Genomic DNA, 19,693 nt, shown 5'->3' with positions numbered 1-19,693 from the left:
CGACGTCCCCGCCGAGGCGGTCGACGAGCTCCCCGAGCAGATGCGGGTCCGTCGGGAGAAGCGCGAGCGGCTGCTGGCGACCGGGCAGGAGGCCTACCCCGTCTCGGTGCCGCGCACCCACTCCATCGGCGCCGTCCGGGCGGCGCACGCCGACCTGACCGCGGGCGAGGAGACCGACGACGTCGTCGGCGTCGCCGGCCGGGTGGTCTACCTGCGCAACACCGGCAAGCTCTGCTTCGTCACGCTGCAGGACGGCGCCGGCGACCGCCTGCAGGTCATGCTCAGCCAGGGCGTCGTGGGGGAGGCGTCGCTGACCGCGTTCAAGGCCGACGTCGACCTCGGCGACCACCTGTTCGCCCACGGCCGGGTGATCAGCTCACGTCGCGGTGAGCTGTCGGTCTTCGCCGACGACTGGCAGCTCGCCGCCAAGGCGCTGCGGCCGTTGCCGGTGCTGCACAAGGACCTGTCCGAGGAGGCCCGGGTCCGCCAGCGCTACGTCGACCTCATCGCGCGGCCCGCCGCCCGCCAGACCGTGCTGCTGCGCGCCGGCGTGGTGCGCTCGCTGCGGGAGAACTTCCACCGGCGCGGGTACCTCGAGGTGGAGACGCCCATGCTCCAGACCGTGCACGGCGGCGCGGCCGCGCGGCCGTTCACGACCCACATGAACGCCTTCGACCTGGACCTGTCGTTGCGGATCGCGCCCGAGCTGTACCTCAAGCGGGCGGTGGTCGGCGGCATCGAGCGGGTCTTCGAGATCAACCGGAGCTTCCGCAACGAGGGCGTCGACTCCACGCACTCGCCGGAGTTCGCGACCCTCGAGGCGTACGAGGCCTACGGCGACTACGACTCGATGGCCGAGCTCACCCGCGACCTCGTGCAGCAGGCCGCGCTGGACGTGCTCGGCACGACGACGGTCACCCTCGCCGACGGCCAGGGGTACGACCTCGGCGGGACCTGGACGCAGCTGAGCCTGTACACGTCCCTGTCCGAGGCGCTCGGGGAGGAGATCACGCCCAGCACGCCGGTGGCCCACCTCCAGACGCACGCCGACCGGCTCGGCCTGTCCGTCGACCCGGCCCGGGCGACCCACGGCAAGCTCGTCGAGGAGGTGTGGGAGCACCTGGTCGGCGACCACCTGCACGCCCCCACGTTCGTCCGCGACTTCCCGGTCGAGACCTCGCCGCTGACCCGGGCGCACCGGTCGCTGCCCGGGCGGGTCGAGAAGTGGGACCTGTACATGCGGGGCATGGAGCTGGCCACGGCGTACTCCGAGCTCGTCGACCCGGTCGTGCAGCGCGAGCGCTTCGAGGCCCAGGCGCTGCTCGCCGCGGCCGGCGACGACGAGGCGATGGTCGTCGACGAGGACTTCCTGCTCGCCATGGAGTACGCGATGCCGCCGTCCGGCGGAATGGGCATGGGGATCGACCGGCTGCTCATGGCGCTCACCGGGCTCGGTATCCGCGAGACCATTCTCTTCCCGCTCGTGAAGCCGCTCGGCTGAGCGTTCGTGCGGGCGCCGGTCCGCGGCGGGCCGGCGCCCGCGGCGACGGCGACGGCGACGGCGTAGACTGCTGGCCGTGGACACCTTCTGGGCCGCTGCCGCGGCGCTCACACCGCCGATCGGCGTCGGTGTGCTGTTCGCCATCGCGATCCGCGCCTTGATGAACGCCGATCGCAACGAGCGTGCCGCCATGGCGCGCCTGGAGGCCGAGGAGGCCGCCGCACACGCGCAGGCGCCGTCCTCGGCTGCGGTGCGGCCCGCTCGCGACTGAGAGCGCAGCGCTGCCGGACCCCGGCGCGCGCCGCTGTCGGGCCTCGCGGGCGCCCCGCGTCGCTGCCGGGCCCCGCATGCGGGCCGCGCCGCTGTCGGCGTCCGCATGTGCGCCGCACGCGCGGAACCCCTTTTCCGGGTTGGCTAAACGCGTCCGCGGTGTGACATGCCGCACGCGTACCGGTTGACCGGGGCACGCTTTGCCGATCGGGTATTGCGTCCGGGCGGACGAATTGCGACCTGCGCATTGTGGATGTCTTTGACGCGCCTTTGTGCGTGGTGCCATGCTCGGGACCAGCCGGGTGAAGTCTGTCGCCCGTACAAACGTGAGGAGAAAACACATGGCGCAGAAGGTCCAGGTCCTGCTGGTCGACGACATCGACGGCGGGACGGCAGAGGAGACGGTCACGTTCTCCCTGGACGGCGTCTCCTACGAGATCGACCTCACCAGCGAGCACGCAGCCGAGCTGCGCGAGTCGTTCTCCCGCTGGGTCGGGCACGCGCGCAAGGTGGGCTCCGGCTCGCGGGGTTCGGGCCGGCAGTCCCGGGGCGGCAGCGGGGCCGGCCGCCGCTCGGGTGGCTCGTCGAACGACGCGACCGCCATCCGCGAGTGGGCCCGCGAGAACGGCCACGAGGTGTCCGAGCGCGGCCGCATCTCGGCCGAGGTCCGCGCCGCCTACGAGGCCGCGCACTGACCCACCCCGTCCGCACGCGCGGGCGCGGGGTGCGCGCGGTGGTCTGCACGAGGTCACCGCGCGATGGACGACGACGGCCGGCCGGGGCGAGCGCCCCGACCGGCCGTCGTCATGTGCGCTGCCGCCGCGCGGCACGCGGTGCCGGCGCGGCGCCGGTGGCCGGCGCGCACGGCGTCACCGCCGGCTAGGCCGTGCGGGTCGCCGTGAGGTCGCGGACCGCCGCGTACTGCTCGCGCACCTGCGGCTGCGCCGGTGCGGTGTACACCTCGGCTCCGCCGGCCGCCGTCCACGCGGGCGGGGTCGGGCCCCCGGCCAGCGCCCAGGCCGCCTGGCGGGCGGCGCCGTCGGCCACGTACTCGCCGGGGGGCGGCACGGCGACATCGAGCCCGAACACGGACGGCGCGATGCGGCGCACCGCCTCGGACTGCGCACCGCCGCCGATGAGCGACAGGGTCCGCACCGGGACGCCCTGGTCGCGCAGCGCGTCCAGGCCGTCCGCGAGCGCGCAGAGCATGCCCTCGACCGCCGACCGCGCCAGGTGAGCCGGTGTGGTGTTGGCCAGCCGCATGCCGTGCAGGGCACCGGTGGCGTCGGGCTTGTTCGGGGTGCGCTCACCCTCCAGATACGGCACCAGGACGAGCCCGTCGGCCCCGGCCGGGGCGCTGAGCGCGAGCGCGCTCAGGCCGGCGTGGTCCACGCCCAGCATCCGGGCGGCGGCGTCGAGCACCCGCGAGGCGTTCAGCGTGCACGCCAGCGGCAGGAACGCGCCGGTCGCGTCGGCGAAGCCGTTGACCATGCCGGAGGCGTCGGTGGTCGGGGCGGCCGAGACGGCCGAGACCACGCCGGACGTCCCGATCGACACCGCGACGTCGCCCTCCACCATGCCGAGGCCGAGCGCGGCGCCGGCGTTGTCGCCGGCGCCCGCACCGAGCACGGCGCCGTCCGGCGTCGTGCCGGCCCGCGCGCCCGGCGCCACGACCCGCGGCAGGACGATGTCGTCCGCGTCGCGACCGAGGGCCAGGGCCAGCAGGTCGCGGCGGTAGTCGTCGGTCACCGGCGACCAGTACCCGGTACCGGAGGCGTCCGAGCGGTCCGTGGTCAGGTCGGCCAGGTCGGTCGACCCGGACAGCTTCCAGGTCAGCCAGTCGTGGGGGAGGGCCACCGCCGCGACCCGGGCGGCGTTCTCCGGCTCGGCGTCGCGCAGCCAGCGCAGCTTCGTGACGGTCAGCGAGGCGACCGGGACGGACCCGGTGGCCTCGGCCCACGCCGCGGTGCCGGCCTCGACGTCGCCGTCGCCGAGCTCGCGGATGAGGTCGACCGCCGCGTCGGCCGAGCGGGTGTCGTTCCACAGCAGGGCGTCCCGGATGACGGCGCCGTCGGCGTCCAGCGCGACCATGCCGTGCTGCTGACCGCCCACGGCGACCGCGGCGACGTCGGCCAGGCCGCCGGCGTCGGCGATGGCGGTCCGCAGCGCGTCCCACCAGTGCGACGGGTCGACGGACGTGCCGTCCGGGTGCGAGGCGCGCCCGGAGCGCACGAGCGCCCCGGTGTCGGCGTCGCGGATGACGACCTTGCAGGACTGGGTGGAGGAGTCCACCCCGGCGACCAGCGGCATCGCTGAGCTCCTTCGATGTCGGGGTGCGTGGCGCAGGGCCGACGCACCGCGGGCCGCCGGGAGCGGTGCGCTCCCGGCGGCCCGGTGGGTGGTGGTGCTGAGGTCAGCGGGCGCCGAGCGCGTGCTCGAGCGCGAGCTGGTTGAGGTGCACGAACCCGAAGCCGCGGGCGGCCACGGCGTCGACGTCCAGGTCCTCGTACGCGGACCGGTCGGCGAGCAGGTCGGCCAGGGTCTCGCCCTCGCCGAGCGTGGGCTGCGCCAGCTCGAAGACCTTGCTCGCCTCGAGCGCGGCCTGGACCTCGGGGTCGGCGCGGAACGCCTGCGCCCGCTCCTTGAGCAGGATGTAGGTCGACATGTTCGCCGCGGCCGACGCCCACACGCCCTCGATGCTCTCGGTGCGCGACGGCTTGTAGTCGAAGTGGCGCGGACCGTCGTACTTCGGGCCGCCGCTGGGGAAGCCGTTCTCGACGAGGTCCACCGTGGCGAACGCCGAGAACAGGTCGCCGTGACCGAACACGAGGTCCTGGTCGTACTTGATGGACCGCTGTCCGTTGAGGTCGATGTGGAAGAGCTTCTCGGCCCACAGCGCCTGGGCGATGCCGGACGTGTAGTTCAGGCCCGCCATCTGCTCGTGGCCGGTCTCGGGGTTCAGGCCGACGATGTCGCCGTTCTCGAGCTCGGCGATGAAGGCCAGCGCGTGCCCGACCGTGGGCAGCAGGATGTCCCCGCGGGGCTCGTTGGGCTTGGGCTCGATGGCGATGCGCAGCCCGTAGCCCTTCTCCTTGATGTAGGCGGCGACGGTGTCGATGCCCTCGCGGTAGCGGTCGTGCGCCGCCTTGAGGTCCTTGGCGGCGTCGTACTCGGCGCCCTCGCGCCCGCCCCACATGACGAACGTCTCGGCGCCCATCTCGGCGGCCAGGTCGACGTTCTGGACGACCTTGCGCAGGCCGTAGCGACGGACCTCGCGGTCGTTGGAGGTGAACGCGCCGTCCTTGAAGATCGGGTGCGCGAACGTGTCGGTGGTGACCATCGAGACCTTGACGCCGGTCTCCTCGAGCGCGCCCGTGAAGCGGCTCAGGATGCCGTCACGCGTCGCGGCGTCGGCGCCGAACGGGACGACGTCGTTGTCGTGGAAGGTCACGTAGGCGGCACCCAGCTCGGCGAGCCGGTGCACCGACTCCACGGGGTCCAGCGCGGGGCGGCTGGCGGACCCGAACTGGTCGCGCGCCTCCCAGCCGACGGTCCACAGGCCGAAGGCGAACTTGTCCTCGGGGGTGGGCTTGCGAGTCATAGAGCAGATCTCCTCGGCGAGAATTTGTTGTATGGCTGAACATATGCGGGAGCGCCGCTAGGGTCAAGCCTGTGACGGACGACCGGGATGCGCGCGCCCAGCCCGGGACGACGGCCCGCCACGTCGCCGTGCCGCCGGCGGGGACGCGCCCGCACGCGGCCCGTGGAGGCCTGCGGGGCGCGGGCCGGGCGGCGGCCGCGGCGCGTCAGCGGACCCTGCGCGAGCACAACCTCAGCCTCGTCCTGCGCAAGGTCGTCGACGCGCGCGACCCGGTCTCCCGGGCGGCCATCGCGACCAGCACCGGGCTGACCCGGGCGACCGTCTCGACGCTGGTCGACCGGCTCATCGCCGTCGGCATGGTGGTCGAGCTCGCGCCGGTCGCGACGTCGCGCGCGGGGCGTCCGGCCGTCCCGCTGGCGCCGGCGCGCGGGACCATCGCCGCGGTCGGCCTGGAGGTCAACGTCGACTACCTCGGGGTCCGTGCGCTTGACCTGGCCGGGGACGTGGTCGTCGAGCGCGTGCAGGACGGGGACTTCCGGCACAGCGACCCGACCGCGGTGCTCGACCGGCTCGCGACCCTCGCGGGGGAGGTCATCGCGGGCCTGAGCGCCGACGGCGTGCAGGTCGCCGGGGCGGCGCTCGCGCTGCCGGGCCTGGTGGACCGGGTCACCGGTCCGCTGCGGGTCGCGCCGAACCTGGGCTGGCGGGACGTGGACGTGGTCGGTCTGCTGGCCACCCACCCGGTGCTCGCCGGGATGCCGCCGCTGCTCGGCAACGAGGCCAACCTCGCCGCCCGGGCGGAGGCCTGGGCCCGCCGCCACGAGGGCCCGCTGAGCTTCGTGTACGTCTCCGGCGAGGTCGGCATCGGTGGCGCCATCGTGCTCGACGGCGAGATCTTCCCCGGCCAGCACGGGTGGAGCGGCGAGATCGGCCACACGGTGATGGGGTCGGGCGGCGATCCCGACTCGGGGGACACCCTGGAGGCCATCGCCGGGCAGGACGCGCTGATGTCGGCTGCCGGCCTCGACCCGCACGCACCGCTCGACGCCCTGCTCGAGGCCGCGGCGGCGGGGGAGCCGGACGCGCTGCGGGCGCTGGGGCGCGCGGGTGCCGCGCTGGGCACCGCCCTGGCCAACGTGGTCAACATCGTCGACGTGGGCGACGTCGTGCTCGGCGGCACCTACGCCGCGCTCGCCGACCACCTCGACGAGGCCGTGCGCGCGCAGCTGCGCCGGCGGGTGCTCACCGCGCCGTGGTCCGAGGTGCGGGTGGGGGTCGCCCGCGCGGGGCGCTACCCCGCGATGACCGGCGCCGCGCTCGCCGTGCTGCGCGCGGTCGTGGAGGACCCGGCCCCGTGGGGTCCGATGGCGATCGAGGAGCCCGAGCCGGAGGCCGTCGGGGCCGGCTGACGCCGGGCCGCCCGCGGGGCGGGGCCCGGGTGCGGCAGGATGGCCCCATGACCTACACCCTCGTGCTGCTCCGCCACGGCGAGAGCGAGTGGAACGCCAAGAACCTGTTCACCGGCTGGGTCGACGTCGCACTCAGCGAGAAGGGCGTCCAGGAGGCCAAGCGCGGCGGCACCCTGCTGACCGACGCCGGCGTCCTGCCCGACGTCGTCCACACCTCGCTGCTGCGCCGCGCCATCACGACCGCGAACCTCGCGCTCGACGCCGCGGACCGGCACTGGATCCCGGTCGCGCGGTCGTGGCGCCTCAACGAGCGGCACTACGGCGCGCTCCAGGGCAAGGACAAGAAGCAGACGCTCGCGGAGTTCGGCGAGGAGCAGTTCATGCTCTGGCGCCGGTCCTACGACGTGCCGCCGCCGGAGATCGAGCCCGGGTCGGAGTACTCCCAGGACGCCGACCCGCGCTACGCGGGGGAGCCGACGCCGGCCACCGAGTGCCTCAAGGACGTCCTGGCGCGCGCGCTGCCGTACTGGCAGGACGCGGTCGTCCCCGACCTGCGGGCGGGCAAGACCGTCCTGGTGGCCGCGCACGGCAACTCGCTGCGCGCCATCATCAAGCACCTGGACGGGGTCAGCGACGAGGCGATCGCCGGCCTGAACGTGCCGACCGGCATCCCGCTGCTCTACGAGCTGGACGAGGACCTCGCGCCGGTCGTGCCGGGTGGTACGTACCTCGACCCGGAGGCCGCCGCGGCGGCCATCGCCGCGGTCGCCAACCAGGGCCGCTGACGCCGCCCGACCCGCCGCAGCACACGGACACCGACGGCGCCGGAGCCTCAGCTCCGGCGCCGTCGGCGTCCGGCCGTGCCCGTGCGTGGCGGTCGGCGTGGCCGGGGCTCAGCGCACGCGCAGCTCGTCCTTGAAGTCCCCGGTGACCAGGTAGGTGACGCGTCGCGCGATGGACACGGCGTGGTCCCCGAAGCGCTCGTAGTACCGGCCCAGCAGGGTGACGTCGACCGTCTCCTGCGGGGTGCCGTTCCAGTTGCCGCCCAGCAGCGCGGTGAACGTGTCCTCGTGCAGCCGGTCCAGCAGGTCGTCGTCGCGCTCGATGCTCTGCGCCATCTCCAGGTCGTGCGTCTCCAGGACCCGCGTGGTGCGCTGGGCGACCCGGGTCGCGGCCTCGTGCATCTCGGTGAAGGTGCCGGAGAGCGCCTGCGGGACCGCGGAGCGGGGGTACCGGCCGCGCGCCACCTCGGCGACGTGCCGGGCGAGGTCTCCCATCCGCTCCAGCGTCGCGCTCATCCGCAGCGCCGACACCACCACGCGCAGGTCCGTGGCGACCGGCGCCTGCTGCGCGATCATCAGCACGCAGCGCTCGTCCAGGTCCCGCTCGATGGCGTCGATCGCTCCGTCGGCCACGATCACCGACTCCGCCAGCGGGACGTCCCCGGTGAGCAGAGCGGTCCCGGCCTGCTGGACGGCTACCTCGACCTGCGCGCTCATCGTCACCAGGTCATGGCCGAGCTGCTTGAGCTCCGCCTCGAAGATCTCCCGCATGTGCTCCCTCTTCCTCGTCGCAGGCCACCGTGACACCACCAGGTGAACACAGACCCGCCCCCAGGTGAACAGTGTCGGGCCCGCAGGAGGACGGGGCAGGACGCCACGCGGTCATGCGTACATTGACCCGCGTGGAGGGATATCTGCTCGTCGGCGCCGGCCTGCTCGGCGTCCTGGTCGGCCTGGCCGCCGGCGTCGGCTTCCGGTACAGCGAACGGGTGCAGCACGCGATGCCGCCGGCGCCCGAGCCGGCGCTGGACGACGGGCTCGTCCGCACGCTGGCCGCCCTGCGCTCCGCCGCGGTGGTGCTCGACGAGTCCGACGAGGTGGTGCGTGCGAGCCCGCCGGCGTACGCGCTCGGCGTCGTGCGCGACGGGCGGATCCCGCACGCCGCGATCCGCGACCTGGTGCGTGACGTGCGGCGGGACGGGGTGATCCGCGACGAGGAGCTCGAGCTGCCGCGCGGCCCGGTCGGCGCGGCCCGCGTCATGCTGCAGGTGCGGGTCGCCCACGTCGGACCGCGGCACGTGCTCGTGCTCGCCGAGGACCGCACCGAGGCCCGCCGGCTGGAGGCGATCCGGCGCGACTTCGTCGTGAACGTCTCCCACGAGCTCAAGACGCCGGTCGGCGCGCTGGCGCTGCTGGCCGAGACCGTCCACGCCGCGGCGGACGACCCCGAGGCGGTGCGGCGCTTCGCCGGCCGGATGCAGCAGGAGTCGGCCCGGCTGTCCGCGCTCGTGCACGAGATCATCGAGCTGTCCCGGCTGCAGGTCGCCGGCGCGCTCACCCAGCCCGCCCTGGTCGAGATCGACGCGGTGCTCGCCGAGGCGGTGGACCGGGCCCGGACCAAGGCGAGCGGCAAGTCCATCCAGCTGCACCCCGGCGGCGAGGCCGGGCTGACGGTGTACGGGGACCACGCCCTGCTGGTCACGGCCGTGCGCAACCTGCTGGACAACGCCGTCGCCTACTCGCCGGCGGACACCCAGGTGGGTGCGGGGGTGCGCCGGGTCGGGGACATGGTGGAGATCGCCGTCGTGGACCAGGGCATCGGCATCGCGCCGGAGGACCAGGAGCGCGTCTTCGAGCGGTTCTACCGGGTCGACCCCGCGCGCTCGCGGGACACCGGCGGGACCGGCCTGGGTCTGAGCATCGTCAAGCACGTCGCCGCCGACCACGGCGGGGAGGTCGCGGTCTGGTCCCGGCCCGGCAAGGGCTCCACGTTCACCCTGCGGATCCCGGCGGCGCACGAGCCGCCCACGACGCAGTCCCCCCGACCCGAGGAGGTGGATGCGTGACCCGCATCCTCATCGTGGAGGACGAGGAGTCCTACCGCGACCCGCTGTCCTACCAGCTCACGCGTGACGGCTACGACGTCGTCACCGCCGCCACCGGCCCGCAGGGGCTGGACGAGTACGACCGGGGCGGCGCGGACCTCGTCCTGCTCGACCTCATGCTCCCCGGCCTGTCGGGCACCGAGGTGTGCCGCGAGCTGCGCCTGCGCGGCAGCGTCCCGGTCATCATGCTCACCGCCAAGGACACCGAGATCGACAAGGTCGTGGGGCTCGAGCTGGGCGCCGACGACTACGTCACCAAGCCGTACTCCTACCGCGAGCTGCTGGCCCGCGTCCGCGCGGTGCTGCGCCGGCGCACCGACCCGGGCTCCGAGCCCGAGCCGGACGAGGCGACGCTCGCGGTGGGGCCGGTCCGGATGGACGTCGAGCGCCACACGGTCGAGGTGCAGGGTGCGGCGGTGGCCTTCCCGCTCAAGGAGTTCGAGCTGCTGGAGATGCTGCTGCGCAACCCCGGCCGCGTGCTCACCCGCGCCCAGCTCATCGACCGGATCTGGGGGTCGGACTACGTGGGCGACACCAAGACGCTCGACGTGCACGTCAAGCGGGTCCGCGCCAAGATCGAGCAGGACCCCGCCAACCCGCGGCTGCTGGTCACCGTGCGTGGCCTGGGTTACAAGCTGGACGACGAGGTCGCCTGACCGGGGGACCGACGGTCAAGCCGTCAGCCACCGTTCACCTCCGGTTCACCCTCGGCGGGCCGGCCGGTCACCTGCGCTCCTTACCGTCGGGCGAGGCCGCGGCGCACACAGCGCCCGGCGACAGACGGATTTCAGGCAGGAGCACAGTGAACGTCTCTCTCCACCGCCGTGTCGGGGCCATCGCGCTGACCGGTGCCCTTGCCCTCTCGCTCGCCGCGTGCGGGTCCGACAACCCTGTCGGCGAGGCCGGCACCGACGTCGACGCGCCCGGCACGACCGAGACCGAGCTCAGCGGGGATCTCGCCGGGGCCGGTGCCTCGACGCAGGAGGCCGCGATGGGTGCCTGGCGCGCCGGGTTCCAGTCGACGTACCCCGACGTCACCGTCGCCTACGACCCGGTCGGGTCCGGTGGCGGTCGCACGCAGTTCCTCAACGGTGGTGTCGCGTTCGCCGGGTCCGACGCGCCGCTGGACGAGGACGAGCTCGCGCAGGCCGAGGAGCGCTGCGCCGGGGGCGAGGTCATCGAGATCCCGCTGTACATCAGCCCCATCGCCGTGATCTACAACCTGCCCGACGTCGAGCAGCTCAACCTCTCCCCGGAGGTGCTGGCCGGCATCTTCAACCGGCAGATCACCACCTGGGACGCCCCGGAGATCGCCGCCGACAACCCCGACGCGACGCTGCCGGACCTGCCGATCACGCCGGTCAACCGCTCCGACGAGTCCGGCACGACGGAGAACTTCACCGAGTACCTCGCCGCGACCGCCGGCGACGCCTGGCCGCACGAGGCCAGCGGTGACTGGCCGGTGTCCGGTGGCCAGTCGGCGCAGGGCACCTCGGGTGTCGTCCAGACGGTCAACGGCGGCGAGGGCACCATCGGCTACGCCGACGCCTCGCAGGCCGGGCAGCTCGGCACCGCCCGGATCAAGGTCGGCGAGGAGTGGGTGGAGTACTCCCCGGAGGCATCCGCCGCCGTCGTCGCCGCGTCCCCGCGGGCCGAGGGCAGGGGCGAGCACGACATCGTCGTGGAGCTGGACCGCACCACCACCGAGCCGGGCACCTACCCGCTCGTCCTGGTGTCCTACTCGATCGCCTGCGCCGGCTACGAGGACGAGACGCAGGGCGAGCTCGTCCAGGCGTTCCTCGGCTACGTCGTGAGCGAGGAGGGCCAGGAGGCCGCTGCCGGTGCGGCCGGCTCCGCGCCGATCTCCGAGGAGCTGCGCTCGGACGCCGAGGCGGCCATCGAGGCCATCACCGCGGGCGCCTGACCGCACACCGCAACCGTGGCCGGTCCCGCTCGCGCGAGCGGGACCGGCCACATCGGTCCGCCCGGGGCCGCGAGGGGGCATCCTGGGCGCATCCCACGTCCCCACCCACACGGAGCACCTGTGACGACCACGACCCGCCGGAGCCAACCGGTCGGCTCACCCGTCGGTGAGCGCACGCCCCGGCGTCGCCGCTGGCCGGAAGGCCGCGCGAGCCGCGCGTTCCGCTGGCTGTCCACCGGCGCCGGAGCGCTGATCCTGCTCGTCCTGGCCGCGGTCGCCCTGTTCCTGATGATCCGGGCCTGGCCCGCCATGACGGCCGGCGGCGACGTGCTGGCCGACGAGATCAGCTGGTTCCCCGACGACAGCAGCCTGCTCGGATTCATCGGCCCGCTGGTGTTCGGGACGCTGCTGGCGGCCGCGCTCGCGCTGGTGATCGCCACCCCGATCTCGATCGGGATCGCGCTGTTCATCTCGCACTACGCGCCGCGCCGGCTCGCCAACGGACTGGGGTACATGGTCGACCTGCTGGCCGCGATCCCCAGCGTCATCTACGGCCTGTGGGGCGCCATCTGGCTCGCCCCCCGGCTCGAGCCCGCCTGGCAGTGGCTGTCCGGCACGCTCGGGTTCATCCCGCTCTTCGCCGGCCCGGCGTCCGACCCGCCCCGGGTGATCCTCACGGTCGCCGTCGTCCTCGGCGCGATGATCCTGCCCATCATCACCGCGGTGTGCCGCGAGGTGTTCCTGCAGGCGCCCCGGTTGCACGAGGAGGCCGCGCTGGCCCTCGGTGCGACGCGGTGGGAGATGATCCGGATGGCCGTGCTGCCGTTCGGGCGCTCCGGCATCGTCTCGGCCGCGATGCTCGGCCTGGGACGCGCGCTCGGCGAGACCATGGCGGTGCTGATGATCCTCAGCCCGGGTGCGCTGTACTCGTTCAACCTGCTGCGCGCCGGTCAGCACCAGACCATCGCCGCGAACATCGCGCTGCAGTTCCCGGAGGCCAACCCGCTGGGGGTCAGCGCCCTGATCGCGACGGGTCTCGCGCTGTTCGTCATCACCCTCGCGGTGAACATGGCCGCCCGCGCGATCGTCGCGCGTCGCAAGGACTTCTCGGGGGCGAACTGACATGGCCACTGCTCTGACCGGCGCCCCGACGGGCGCGGCACCGGACCCGTCCGCCGACACCCGGGCCATGCTCGCCGGCACCGACCGGCACCGCCGGGTGACCGACCGCGTGATGACCGGGATGGTCGTCCTCGCCTTCCTGATCGCCCTGGTCCCGCTCGTCTCGGTCTCCTGGACGGTCGTCTCCAACGGCATCGAGCGGTTCTCGCCGTACTTCCTGTCGGTGTCGATGCGCGGCGTGTTCGGCGGCATGGACGCCGGCGGCATCTACCACGCCATCATGGGCACCCTGCTGATCACCGCGGTGGCCGCGCTGATCTCCGTGCCGATCGGCCTGCTCGCGGCGATCTACCTCGTGGAGTACGGGCGCGGCGCGCTCGCCCGCTGGGTGACGTTCTTCGTCGACGTCATGACCGGCATCCCGTCCATCGTCGCCGGCCTGTTCGCCTACGCGCTGTTCGCGGTCGTCTTCGGGCCGGGCGTGCGGTTCGGCGTGGTGGGGTCCGTGGCGCTGTCGGTGCTGATGATCCCGGTCGTGGTCCGCTCGTGCGAGGAGATGCTCCGCCTCGTGCCGAACGAGCTGCGCGAGGCCGCCTACGCCCTCGGCGTGCCCAAGTGGCTCGTGATCATCAAGGTCGTGCTGCGCACCGCGATCGCCGGCATCGGCACCGGGATCATGCTCGCCGTCGCCCGGGTCATCGGGGAGACCGCGCCGCTGCTGATCACGGTCGGTGTGATCGACTCGATCAACTTCAACGTGTTCGAGGGCCGCATGATGACCCTGCCGGTCTACGTCTACCGGCAGTACTCGCAGGGTCTGGCGCCCTGCGCGGCCGACGCGACAGACTGCATCACCACGATCAACTACGACCGTGCCTGGGCCGCGGCGCTCACGCTGATCCTCATCGTCATGCTGCTGAACCTCATCGGCCGCCTGATCTCCCGCTTCTTCGCACCCCCGACGCTCCGCTGATCGGCCTCCGCCGACTCCCGACGGCTCCCGACGCACCGACGCACCGACACACCGACACACCGACACACCGACACACCGACAAGGACAATCGCCTCGTGGCCAAGCGCATCGACGTCAAGGACCTCAACATCTACTACGGCAGCTTCCTGGCCGTGGCCGACGTCGCGATGTCCGTCGAGCCCCGGTCGGTGACGGCCTTCATCGGCCCGTCCGGCTGCGGCAAGTCGACCTTCCTGCGGACCCTCAACCGGATGCACGAGGTCATCCCCGGCGCGCGGGTCGAGGGCACCGTCGCGATGGACGGGGTCGACCTGTACGGGGACGGTGTGGACCCGGTCGCGGTGCGCCGCAGCGTGGGCATGGTGTTCCAGCGGCCCAACCCGTTCCCGACCATGTCGATCGCGGAGAACGTCCTGGCCGGCGTCCGGCTGAACAACCGCCGGATCAGCAAGGGGGACGCCAACGACCTGGTGGAGTCCTCGCTGCAGGGCGCGAACCTGTGGAACGAGGTCAAGGACCGCCTGGACCGGCCCGGCTCGGGGCTGTCCGGCGGTCAGCAGCAGCGCCTGTGCATCGCCCGCGCCATCGCGGTCAAGCCCCAGGTGCTGCTCATGGACGAGCCCTGCTCGGCCCTCGACCCGATCTCGACGCTCGCGATCGAGGACCTCATCGCCGAGCTCAAGAACTCCTACACGATCGTGATCGTGACCCACAACATGCAGCAGGCCGCCCGCGTGAGCGACCGCACCGCCTTCTTCAACATCGAGGGCACGGGCAAGCCCGGCAAGCTCGTGGAGATCGGGGCCACCGGGACGATGTTCTCCGCACCGTCCGAGCGGGCCACCGAGGACTACATCTCCGGCCGCTTCGGCTGATCGACGGGCGGTCGTCGCCGTCGGTCAGTCGGCGTCGGGGACCGCATCCGCGTACTCCGGGAGCGTGCCGTCGAACACCGGCACCCGGATCCGGGTCGCCCCGCCGTCCGGCGTCGTTGCCGTGACGTCGAGCAGCCCCCCGGGTGCCACGCCGACGCGGTCGAGCTCGACCTCCTCGCCGTTCTCCCCGCCCAGCAGGACGGTCCCGCCGGCCGGGACGTCGATCGTCACCGCGTCGCCGCCGTCGGGCTCGAGGGTGACCTCCACGGCCTCTCGGCTGCGGTTCGCCAGCGCGCCGAGCAGCGTGCCGGGCGCGCCCTCCTCGGCGGTCAGCACCAGCAGGCTGCGCGCCGCGACGTCCGAGCCGAGCTCCTCCTGGACGCCGTCGACGACGTTGTAGGACTCGGCCGTGGTGATCGGGTTGGTGGCCGAGCACCCGGTGAGGGCGAGGGCCGCGACGGCGACCACGGTGCTGGCTGTCCACGGCCGGGTGCGGCGGGACGGGCGGGCGCTGGCCACGGTGACTCCTCAGGCAGGTCTCTCGGCGGTCCGGGAGCGCGGGCCGATCGCCTGACGACGCCGGCGCGCTGGGCGCGCGCGCTCCCGCGCCTCAGCCTAGTGCTCACCGCGAGGCCGCGAACGCCGAGGCGCCTGACCTGCACCGATGCGGCCGCCGACGGCCGGGGGCATACCGGTGCCGTGGTAAGATCGACTCCCTTGAAAGGGGACAACCCAAGATGACTTTCACTGTCGGGGAGACGGTTGTCTACCCCCACCACGGCGCAGCGCTGATCACCGAGGTCAAGACCCGCACGATCCGCGGCGAGGACAAGATCTATCTCAAGCTCAAGGTCGCCCAGGGTGACCTGACGATCGAGGTGCCGGCCGAGAACGTCGACCTCGTGGGCGTCCGGGACGTCGTCGGCCAGGAGGGCCTGGAGAAGGTGTTCGACGTGCTGCGCGCGCCGTACACCGAGGAGCCGACCAACTGGTCGCGCCGGTACAAGGCCAACCTGGAGAAGCTCGCGTCGGGCGACGTCATCAAGGTCGCCGAGGTCGTCCGCGACCTGTCACGCCGGGACGCCGACCGCGGCCTGTCCGCCGGCGAGAAGCGCATGCTGGCCAAGGCGCGCCAGATCCTCGTCTCGGAGCTCGCACTCGCCGAGCACACCGAGGAGGCCAAGGCCGAGGCCATCCTCGACGAGGTCCTCGCGTCCTGACCGGTGACCGGCCCTCCCGCGGGCGAGGGCCGGACCGGTCGGCGGTGCCCGCCCCGGCCCGCACCGCTCGCACCATGCGCACCGCCGCCATCCTCACGGCCGCCGGCAGCGGCAGCCGCCTCGGCCACCGCCTGCCCAAGGCGCTCGTCCCCCTCGATGGGACGCCCCTGGTCACCCACGCCGCGCGCCGCCTCGTCGACTCCGACGTCGTGGACCTGCTGGTCGTGACCGCCCCGCCCGGCCACCTGGACGACGTCCGGGTCGCGCTCGACGGCGTCGTCCCCGACCGCGTCGGGCTGCTGCTGACCGACGGCGGCCCGAGCCGGCAGGCGTCCGTCGCCGCCGCCCTGGCCCTCGTGCCGCCCGACGTCGACGCCGTCCTCGTCCACGACGCGGCCCGCGCGCTCGCCCCCGTCTCGCTCGTGCGTCGGGTGGCCGCCGCCGTCGGCTCCGGCCACGGCGCCGTCATCCCCGCGATCGCCGTCACCGACACCGTCGCCCAGGTGGGCCCCGCCGCGCGCGCCGACGACGACGCCGTCCCGGTCCTGGCCACCCCCGACCGGACCTCCCTGCGGCTGGTGCAGACCCCGCAGGGCTTCCGCCGTGCGCTGCTGGTCCGGGCCCATGCGGCGGCCGCCGGGCGCGCGGGCGACGAGGCGGTCGCCGCGACCGACGACTCGTCCCTGGTCGCGCTGCTCGGCGCGCCCGTGGTCGCGGTCACCGGCGACCCGGCGGCCATGAAGATCACCACCGCCGGCGACCTGGCCGTGGCCGGTCTGGTGCTCGCCGGCGCCTCGCCGGACGCGGTCGCGCCGCTCGTGGCCGGCGCCGGGACGCAGCCGTGACCGGCGGGGCGGGGCTGCCCCGGGTCGGCGTGGGCACCGACGTGCACGCGTTCGCCGACCCGGCCGACGGACGTGCCCTGCACCTGGGTGGCCTGCACTGGCCGGGCGAGCCCGGTCTGGCCGGCCACTCCGACGCCGACGTCGCTGCGCACGCCGCCGCCGACGCCCTGTTCTCCGCGGCGGGGATCGGGGACCTGGGCCTGCACTTCGGGACGTCCGAGCCGCGGTGGGCCGGCGCGTCCGGGGCCGAGCTGCTGGCCGAGGCCGCGCGCCGGGTGCGGGCCGCGGGGTTCGAGATCGGCAACGTCGCGGTCCAGGTGATCGGGAACCGTCCCCGGCTGGGCCCGCGGCGGGCCGAGGCCGCGGCCGCCCTGTCCGCCGCCTGCGGCGCCGACGTGTCGATCTCGGCGACCACGACCGACGGCCTGGGCCTCACCGGGCGGGGGGAGGGCGTGGCCGCGATCGCGACGGCCCTCGTGGTGCGCTCGGCGGCACCGGGAGTCTGACGGCCGGCGGCCACCCGGCGTCGACCGCCCGGGGTGACCACCCGGCGAGGACGGCGGTGCGGGGCGTGACGGCGTGCGCCGGTAGCCTGGGCCGGTGAGCCTGCGCCTGTACGACACCGCCACCCACGAGGTGCGTGCCTTCGAGCCCCTGGTCCCGGGCGAGGTCGGCATCTACCTGTGCGGTGCGACGGTCCAGGCGCCGCCGCACATCGGCCACCTGCGCTCGGCCGTCGCCTTCGACGTGCTGCACCGCTGGCTGGAGCGGTCGGGCCTGCGCGTCACGCTGGTCCGCAACGTCACCGATATCGACGACAAGATCCTGGCCAAGGCGGCCGACGCCGGTGTGCCCTGGTGGGCCTGGGCGATGACGAACGAGCGCGCCTTCCGCCACGGCTACGACGCCGTCGGCGTCCTGCCGCCCACGTACGAGCCGCGGGCGACCGGTCACGTGCCGGAGATGGTCGAGCTGATGCGGACCCTGGTCGACACCGGGCACGCCTACGCCGCGGGCGAGGGCGACGTCTACTTCGACGTGCGGTCCTACCCCGCGTACGGCGCCCTGACCAACCAGCGGCTCGAGGACATGGTCCCCGCCCCGGACGCCGACCCGGTGGGCGCGGCCAAGCGCGACCCGCGCGACTTCGCCCTGTGGAAGGCGCCGAAGCCGGCCGAGCCGTCCACGGCCTCGTGGCCCACCCCGTTCGGCCGTGGCCGTCCGGGCTGGCACCTGGAGTGCTCGGCGATGGCCCGGCGCTACCTCGGCGACAGCTTCGACATCCACTGCGGCGGCCTGGACCTGCGGTTCCCGCACCACGAGAACGAGCAGGCGCAGTCCCGGGCCGCGGGCCTGGGGTTCGCGCGCCTGTGGCTGCACAACGGGTGGGTCACCCAGTCCGGCGTGAAGATGAGCAAGTCGCTCGGCAACGGCCTGCTGGTGACCGAGGTGCTGGCCCGCACCCGCCCCGCGGTGCTGCGGTACGCGATGACGGCCGTGCAGTACCGGTCGATGCTCGAGTGGACCGACGACACCCTGCCCGAGGCCGAGGCGGCGTGGGACCGGCTGGCCGGCTTCGTCGAGCGGGCGGTCGAGCGCGTGGGCGCCGTCGACGACGCCGAGGTGCGCACGACGGCGCTGCCGCTGGAGTTCACCGCGGCGATGGACGACGACCTCAACGTCCCGGCCGCGCTCGCCGTCGTGCACGAGCGGCTGCGCGCCGGCAACACCGCCCTCGCGGCCGGTGACCTGCCGGACGCCCGCGCCGCGCTGGTCGCGCTGCGGGCGATGCTCGACGTGCTGGGCCTGGACCCGGGGGCGCCGCAGTGGGCAGCCACCGGCAGCGACGCGCGCTACGCGGACGCGCTGGACGCCGTCGTGCGCGCCGAGCTCGCGGCCCGGGCGCAGGCGCGCGCCGAGCGGGACTTCACCACCGCCGACGCGATCCGGGACCGCCTGCTGGCGGCCGGGGTCGTGGTCGAGGACTCACCGGCCGGGGCGCGATGGTCGCTGGCCACCACCCGGGAGGAACACCACTGATGGCAGGCAACTCCTCGCGCCGCGGCGCGACCCGCAAGGCCGGATCCAAGAAGGGCGCCCAGGCCGGCTCCGGCGGCCAGGGCCGTCAGGCGCTCGAGGGCCGGGGGCCCACGCCCAAGGCGACCGAGCGTCCGTACCACCCGGCGGCCAAGCGGGCGGCCGCGGCCGACCGCCGGGCGGTGGCCGGGACCCGCCGGTCCGGCGGGGCGCCCGACGCCCGCTCGTCGCGGTCGGCGGGTGGCTCGCGCGGCACCAAGGGCGTCTCCGCGACGCACGAGATCGTCTCGGGGCGCAACTCGGTCGTCGAGGCGCTGCGGGCCGGCATCCCGGTGAGCACGGTGTACTACGCGACCCGCATCGAGGTCGACGACCGCACCCGCGAGATCCTCGCGGCGGTCACCGACCGCGGCCTGCCGCTGCTCGAGGTGAGCAAGCCCGAGCTCGACCGGCTCACCGACGGCGCGGTGCACCAGGGCGTCGCCATCCAGGTGCCGCCGTACACCTACCGCGAGCCGGAGGACCTGCTGGACGCCGCCGCGGAGGCGGGCACGGCGCCGCTGGTGGTCGCGCTCGACGGGGTGACCGACCCGCGCAACCTGGGCGCCGTGCTGCGGTCCGCCGGTGCGTTCGCCGCGCACGGCGTGCTGCTGCCCGAGCGCCGGTCCGCCGGGGTCACCGCGTCGGCGTGGAAGGTGTCGGCCGGGGCCGCGGCCCGCGTCCCGGTGGCCCGGGCGACGAACCTGGTGCGCGCGCTGCAGGCGTACCGGGCGGCGGGGTGCTTCGTGGTCGGCCTGGACGGCGGCGGCGACACCGACGTGAGCGCGCTGCCGTTCGCGACCGACGGCCTCGTCCTGGTCGTGGGGTCCGAGGGCAAGGGCCTGTCCCGGCTGGTGCGGGACACCTGCGACGCGATCGTGTCGATCCCGATCGCCTCGGCGGTCGAGTCGCTCAACGCCGGCGTGGCGGCCGGCATCGCGCTGTACGAGGTGTCCCGGCAGCGCCGCGACGCCTGACCGCTGTGCGTCC

20 protein-coding genes are annotated in these 19,693 nt (G+C 74.2%); 16 read left to right on the top strand and 4 right to left on the bottom strand.

Annotated elements, in window-relative coordinates; all coding sequences use genetic code 11:
* The first annotated feature begins 40 nt into the window (after nt 1-40).
* The 3 genes from lysS to Q0840_RS17140 all read left to right on the top strand — a co-directional run bounded on the left by lysS (nt 41) and on the right by Q0840_RS17140 (nt 2,466).
* Nucleotides 41-1,501 carry a lysine--tRNA ligase gene (lysS, locus tag Q0840_RS17150; RefSeq protein WP_298461847.1) on the top strand — a complete coding sequence of 487 codons (1,461 nt, stop codon included), beginning with the start codon at nt 41-43 and terminating at the stop codon, nt 1,499-1,501.
* Between the two features lie 76 nt (nt 1,502-1,577).
* On the top strand, nt 1,578-1,772 hold the full coding sequence (locus Q0840_RS17145) for a hypothetical protein (protein ID WP_298461808.1): 195 nt from the start codon (nt 1,578-1,580) through the stop codon (nt 1,770-1,772).
* Between the two features lie 340 nt (nt 1,773-2,112).
* Complete coding sequence (locus tag Q0840_RS17140; RefSeq protein WP_298461805.1) at nt 2,113-2,466, top strand: Lsr2 family protein; 354 nt, start codon at nt 2,113-2,115, stop codon at nt 2,464-2,466.
* 184 nt (nt 2,467-2,650) lie between these two features.
* On the opposite strand, the gene xylB is transcribed toward Q0840_RS17140, so the two are convergent.
* On the bottom strand, nt 2,651-4,081 hold the full coding sequence (gene xylB, locus Q0840_RS17135; protein WP_298461802.1) for a xylulokinase: 1,431 nt from the start codon (nt 4,079-4,081) through the stop codon (nt 2,651-2,653).
* Nucleotides 4,082-4,184: 103 nt separating this feature from the next.
* Nucleotides 4,185-5,372 carry a xylose isomerase gene (gene xylA, locus Q0840_RS17130; RefSeq protein ID WP_298461799.1) on the bottom strand — a complete coding sequence of 396 codons (1,188 nt, stop codon included), beginning with the start codon at nt 5,370-5,372 and terminating at the stop codon, nt 4,185-4,187.
* A 71-nt stretch (nt 5,373-5,443) separates the two neighbouring features.
* Here xylA and Q0840_RS17125 point away from each other — a divergent pair, with 71 nt between their 5' ends.
* Together Q0840_RS17125 and Q0840_RS17120 are read left to right on the top strand one after the other, a co-directional pair.
* Nucleotides 5,444-6,781, top strand: coding sequence for an ROK family transcriptional regulator (locus Q0840_RS17125; protein WP_298461796.1), 1,338 nt, complete (start codon nt 5,444-5,446; stop codon nt 6,779-6,781).
* 47 nt (nt 6,782-6,828) lie between these two features.
* On the top strand, nt 6,829-7,566 hold the full coding sequence (locus tag Q0840_RS17120) for a phosphoglyceromutase (RefSeq protein WP_298461793.1): 738 nt from the start codon (nt 6,829-6,831) through the stop codon (nt 7,564-7,566).
* 108 nt (nt 7,567-7,674) lie between these two features.
* Here Q0840_RS17120 and phoU read toward each other — a convergent pair whose 3' ends face one another.
* Nucleotides 7,675-8,334: a phosphate signaling complex protein PhoU gene (gene phoU, locus Q0840_RS17115; RefSeq protein ID WP_298461790.1), complete on the bottom strand. Its 660-nt coding sequence runs from the start codon at nt 8,332-8,334 to the stop codon at nt 7,675-7,677.
* A 113-nt stretch (nt 8,335-8,447) separates the two neighbouring features.
* Between phoU and Q0840_RS17110 the strand changes: the two genes are divergently transcribed.
* The 6 genes from Q0840_RS17110 (at nt 8,448) to pstB (ending at nt 14,562) form a co-directional block, all read left to right on the top strand.
* A complete protein-coding gene (locus tag Q0840_RS17110; protein ID WP_298461787.1) occupies nt 8,448-9,629 on the top strand; it encodes a cell wall metabolism sensor histidine kinase WalK in 1,182 nt (393 codons plus the stop codon).
* A complete protein-coding gene (locus tag Q0840_RS17105) occupies nt 9,626-10,324 on the top strand; it encodes a response regulator transcription factor (RefSeq protein ID WP_298461785.1) in 699 nt (232 codons plus the stop codon). The genes Q0840_RS17110 and Q0840_RS17105 overlap by 4 nt, the downstream gene beginning before the upstream one ends.
* Before the next feature lie 146 nt (nt 10,325-10,470).
* Complete coding sequence (gene pstS, locus Q0840_RS17100) at nt 10,471-11,592, top strand: phosphate ABC transporter substrate-binding protein PstS (RefSeq protein WP_298461784.1); 1,122 nt, start codon at nt 10,471-10,473, stop codon at nt 11,590-11,592.
* A 120-nt stretch (nt 11,593-11,712) separates the two neighbouring features.
* Nucleotides 11,713-12,714 carry a phosphate ABC transporter permease subunit PstC gene (gene pstC / locus Q0840_RS17095; RefSeq protein WP_298461782.1) on the top strand — a complete coding sequence of 334 codons (1,002 nt, stop codon included), beginning with the start codon at nt 11,713-11,715 and terminating at the stop codon, nt 12,712-12,714.
* A gap of 1 nt (nt 12,715) precedes the next feature.
* On the top strand, nt 12,716-13,687 hold the full coding sequence (pstA, locus tag Q0840_RS17090; RefSeq protein ID WP_298461779.1) for a phosphate ABC transporter permease PstA: 972 nt from the start codon (nt 12,716-12,718) through the stop codon (nt 13,685-13,687).
* A 95-nt stretch (nt 13,688-13,782) separates the two neighbouring features.
* Nucleotides 13,783-14,562 (top strand): phosphate ABC transporter ATP-binding protein PstB, encoded by a 780-nt coding sequence (gene pstB / locus Q0840_RS17085; protein ID WP_298461776.1) that lies wholly within the window; start codon nt 13,783-13,785, stop codon nt 14,560-14,562.
* 24 nt (nt 14,563-14,586) lie between these two features.
* Here the strand turns inward: pstB and Q0840_RS17080 are convergent, their stop codons facing one another.
* Nucleotides 14,587-15,081 carry a hypothetical protein gene (locus Q0840_RS17080; protein ID WP_298461773.1) on the bottom strand — a complete coding sequence of 165 codons (495 nt, stop codon included), beginning with the start codon at nt 15,079-15,081 and terminating at the stop codon, nt 14,587-14,589.
* A gap of 218 nt (nt 15,082-15,299) precedes the next feature.
* Here Q0840_RS17080 and Q0840_RS17075 point away from each other — a divergent pair, with 218 nt between their 5' ends.
* The 5 genes from Q0840_RS17075 (at nt 15,300) to rlmB (ending at nt 19,680) form a co-directional block, all read left to right on the top strand.
* Nucleotides 15,300-15,782: a CarD family transcriptional regulator gene (locus tag Q0840_RS17075; protein ID WP_298461770.1), complete on the top strand. Its 483-nt coding sequence runs from the start codon at nt 15,300-15,302 to the stop codon at nt 15,780-15,782.
* Between the two features lie 74 nt (nt 15,783-15,856).
* The gene (locus Q0840_RS17070) at nt 15,857-16,627 is read left to right on the top strand and encodes a 2-C-methyl-D-erythritol 4-phosphate cytidylyltransferase (protein WP_298461767.1); all 771 of its coding nucleotides are present in this window, start codon (nt 15,857-15,859) and stop codon (nt 16,625-16,627) included.
* Nucleotides 16,624-17,133, top strand: a complete 510-nt coding sequence (gene ispF, locus Q0840_RS17065) for a 2-C-methyl-D-erythritol 2,4-cyclodiphosphate synthase (RefSeq protein ID WP_298461763.1) — start codon at nt 16,624-16,626, stop codon at nt 17,131-17,133. Before Q0840_RS17070 ends, ispF begins: the two co-directional genes overlap by 4 nt.
* 94 nt (nt 17,134-17,227) lie before the next feature.
* Nucleotides 17,228-18,667, top strand: coding sequence for a cysteine--tRNA ligase (gene cysS, locus Q0840_RS17060; RefSeq protein WP_298461760.1), 1,440 nt, complete (start codon nt 17,228-17,230; stop codon nt 18,665-18,667).
* Nucleotides 18,667-19,680, top strand: coding sequence for a 23S rRNA (guanosine(2251)-2'-O)-methyltransferase RlmB (rlmB, locus tag Q0840_RS17055; protein WP_298461757.1), 1,014 nt, complete (start codon nt 18,667-18,669; stop codon nt 19,678-19,680). The genes cysS and rlmB overlap by 1 nt, the downstream gene beginning before the upstream one ends.
* Nucleotides 19,681-19,693 lie beyond the last annotated feature (13 nt).

Source organism: uncultured Cellulomonas sp. (assembly GCF_947494015.1).
GTDB lineage: Bacteria > Actinomycetota > Actinomycetes > Actinomycetales > Cellulomonadaceae > Pengzhenrongella.
Note: the sequence above shows the minus strand (reverse complement) of the source record. Positions and strands in the feature narration are given on the sequence as shown.

What these genes read in the sequence shown, in the direction of transcription:
- lysS (WP_298461847.1), top strand. Translation starts at nt 41, where the DNA reads ATGCGGGTCCGTCGGGAGAAGCGCGAGCGGCTGCTGGCGACCGGGCAG.
- Q0840_RS17140 (WP_298461805.1), top strand. Translation starts at nt 2,113, where the DNA reads ATGGCGCAGAAGGTCCAGGTCCTGCTGGTCGACGACATCGACGGCGGG.
- xylB (WP_298461802.1), bottom strand. Translation starts at nt 4,081, where the DNA reads ATGCCGCTGGTCGCCGGGGTGGACTCCTCCACCCAGTCCTGCAAGGTC.
- xylA (WP_298461799.1), bottom strand. Translation starts at nt 5,372, where the DNA reads ATGACTCGCAAGCCCACCCCCGAGGACAAGTTCGCCTTCGGCCTGTGG.
- Q0840_RS17120 (WP_298461793.1), top strand. Translation starts at nt 6,829, where the DNA reads ATGACCTACACCCTCGTGCTGCTCCGCCACGGCGAGAGCGAGTGGAAC.
- phoU (WP_298461790.1), bottom strand. Translation starts at nt 8,334, where the DNA reads ATGCGGGAGATCTTCGAGGCGGAGCTCAAGCAGCTCGGCCATGACCTG.
- Q0840_RS17110 (WP_298461787.1), top strand. Translation starts at nt 8,448, where the DNA reads ATGCGTACATTGACCCGCGTGGAGGGATATCTGCTCGTCGGCGCCGGC.
- pstA (WP_298461779.1), top strand. Translation starts at nt 12,716, where the DNA reads ATGGCCACTGCTCTGACCGGCGCCCCGACGGGCGCGGCACCGGACCCG.
- Q0840_RS17075 (WP_298461770.1), top strand. Translation starts at nt 15,300, where the DNA reads ATGACTTTCACTGTCGGGGAGACGGTTGTCTACCCCCACCACGGCGCA.
- Q0840_RS17070 (WP_298461767.1), top strand. Translation starts at nt 15,857, where the DNA reads ATGCGCACCGCCGCCATCCTCACGGCCGCCGGCAGCGGCAGCCGCCTC.
- rlmB (WP_298461757.1), top strand. Translation starts at nt 18,667, where the DNA reads ATGGCAGGCAACTCCTCGCGCCGCGGCGCGACCCGCAAGGCCGGATCC.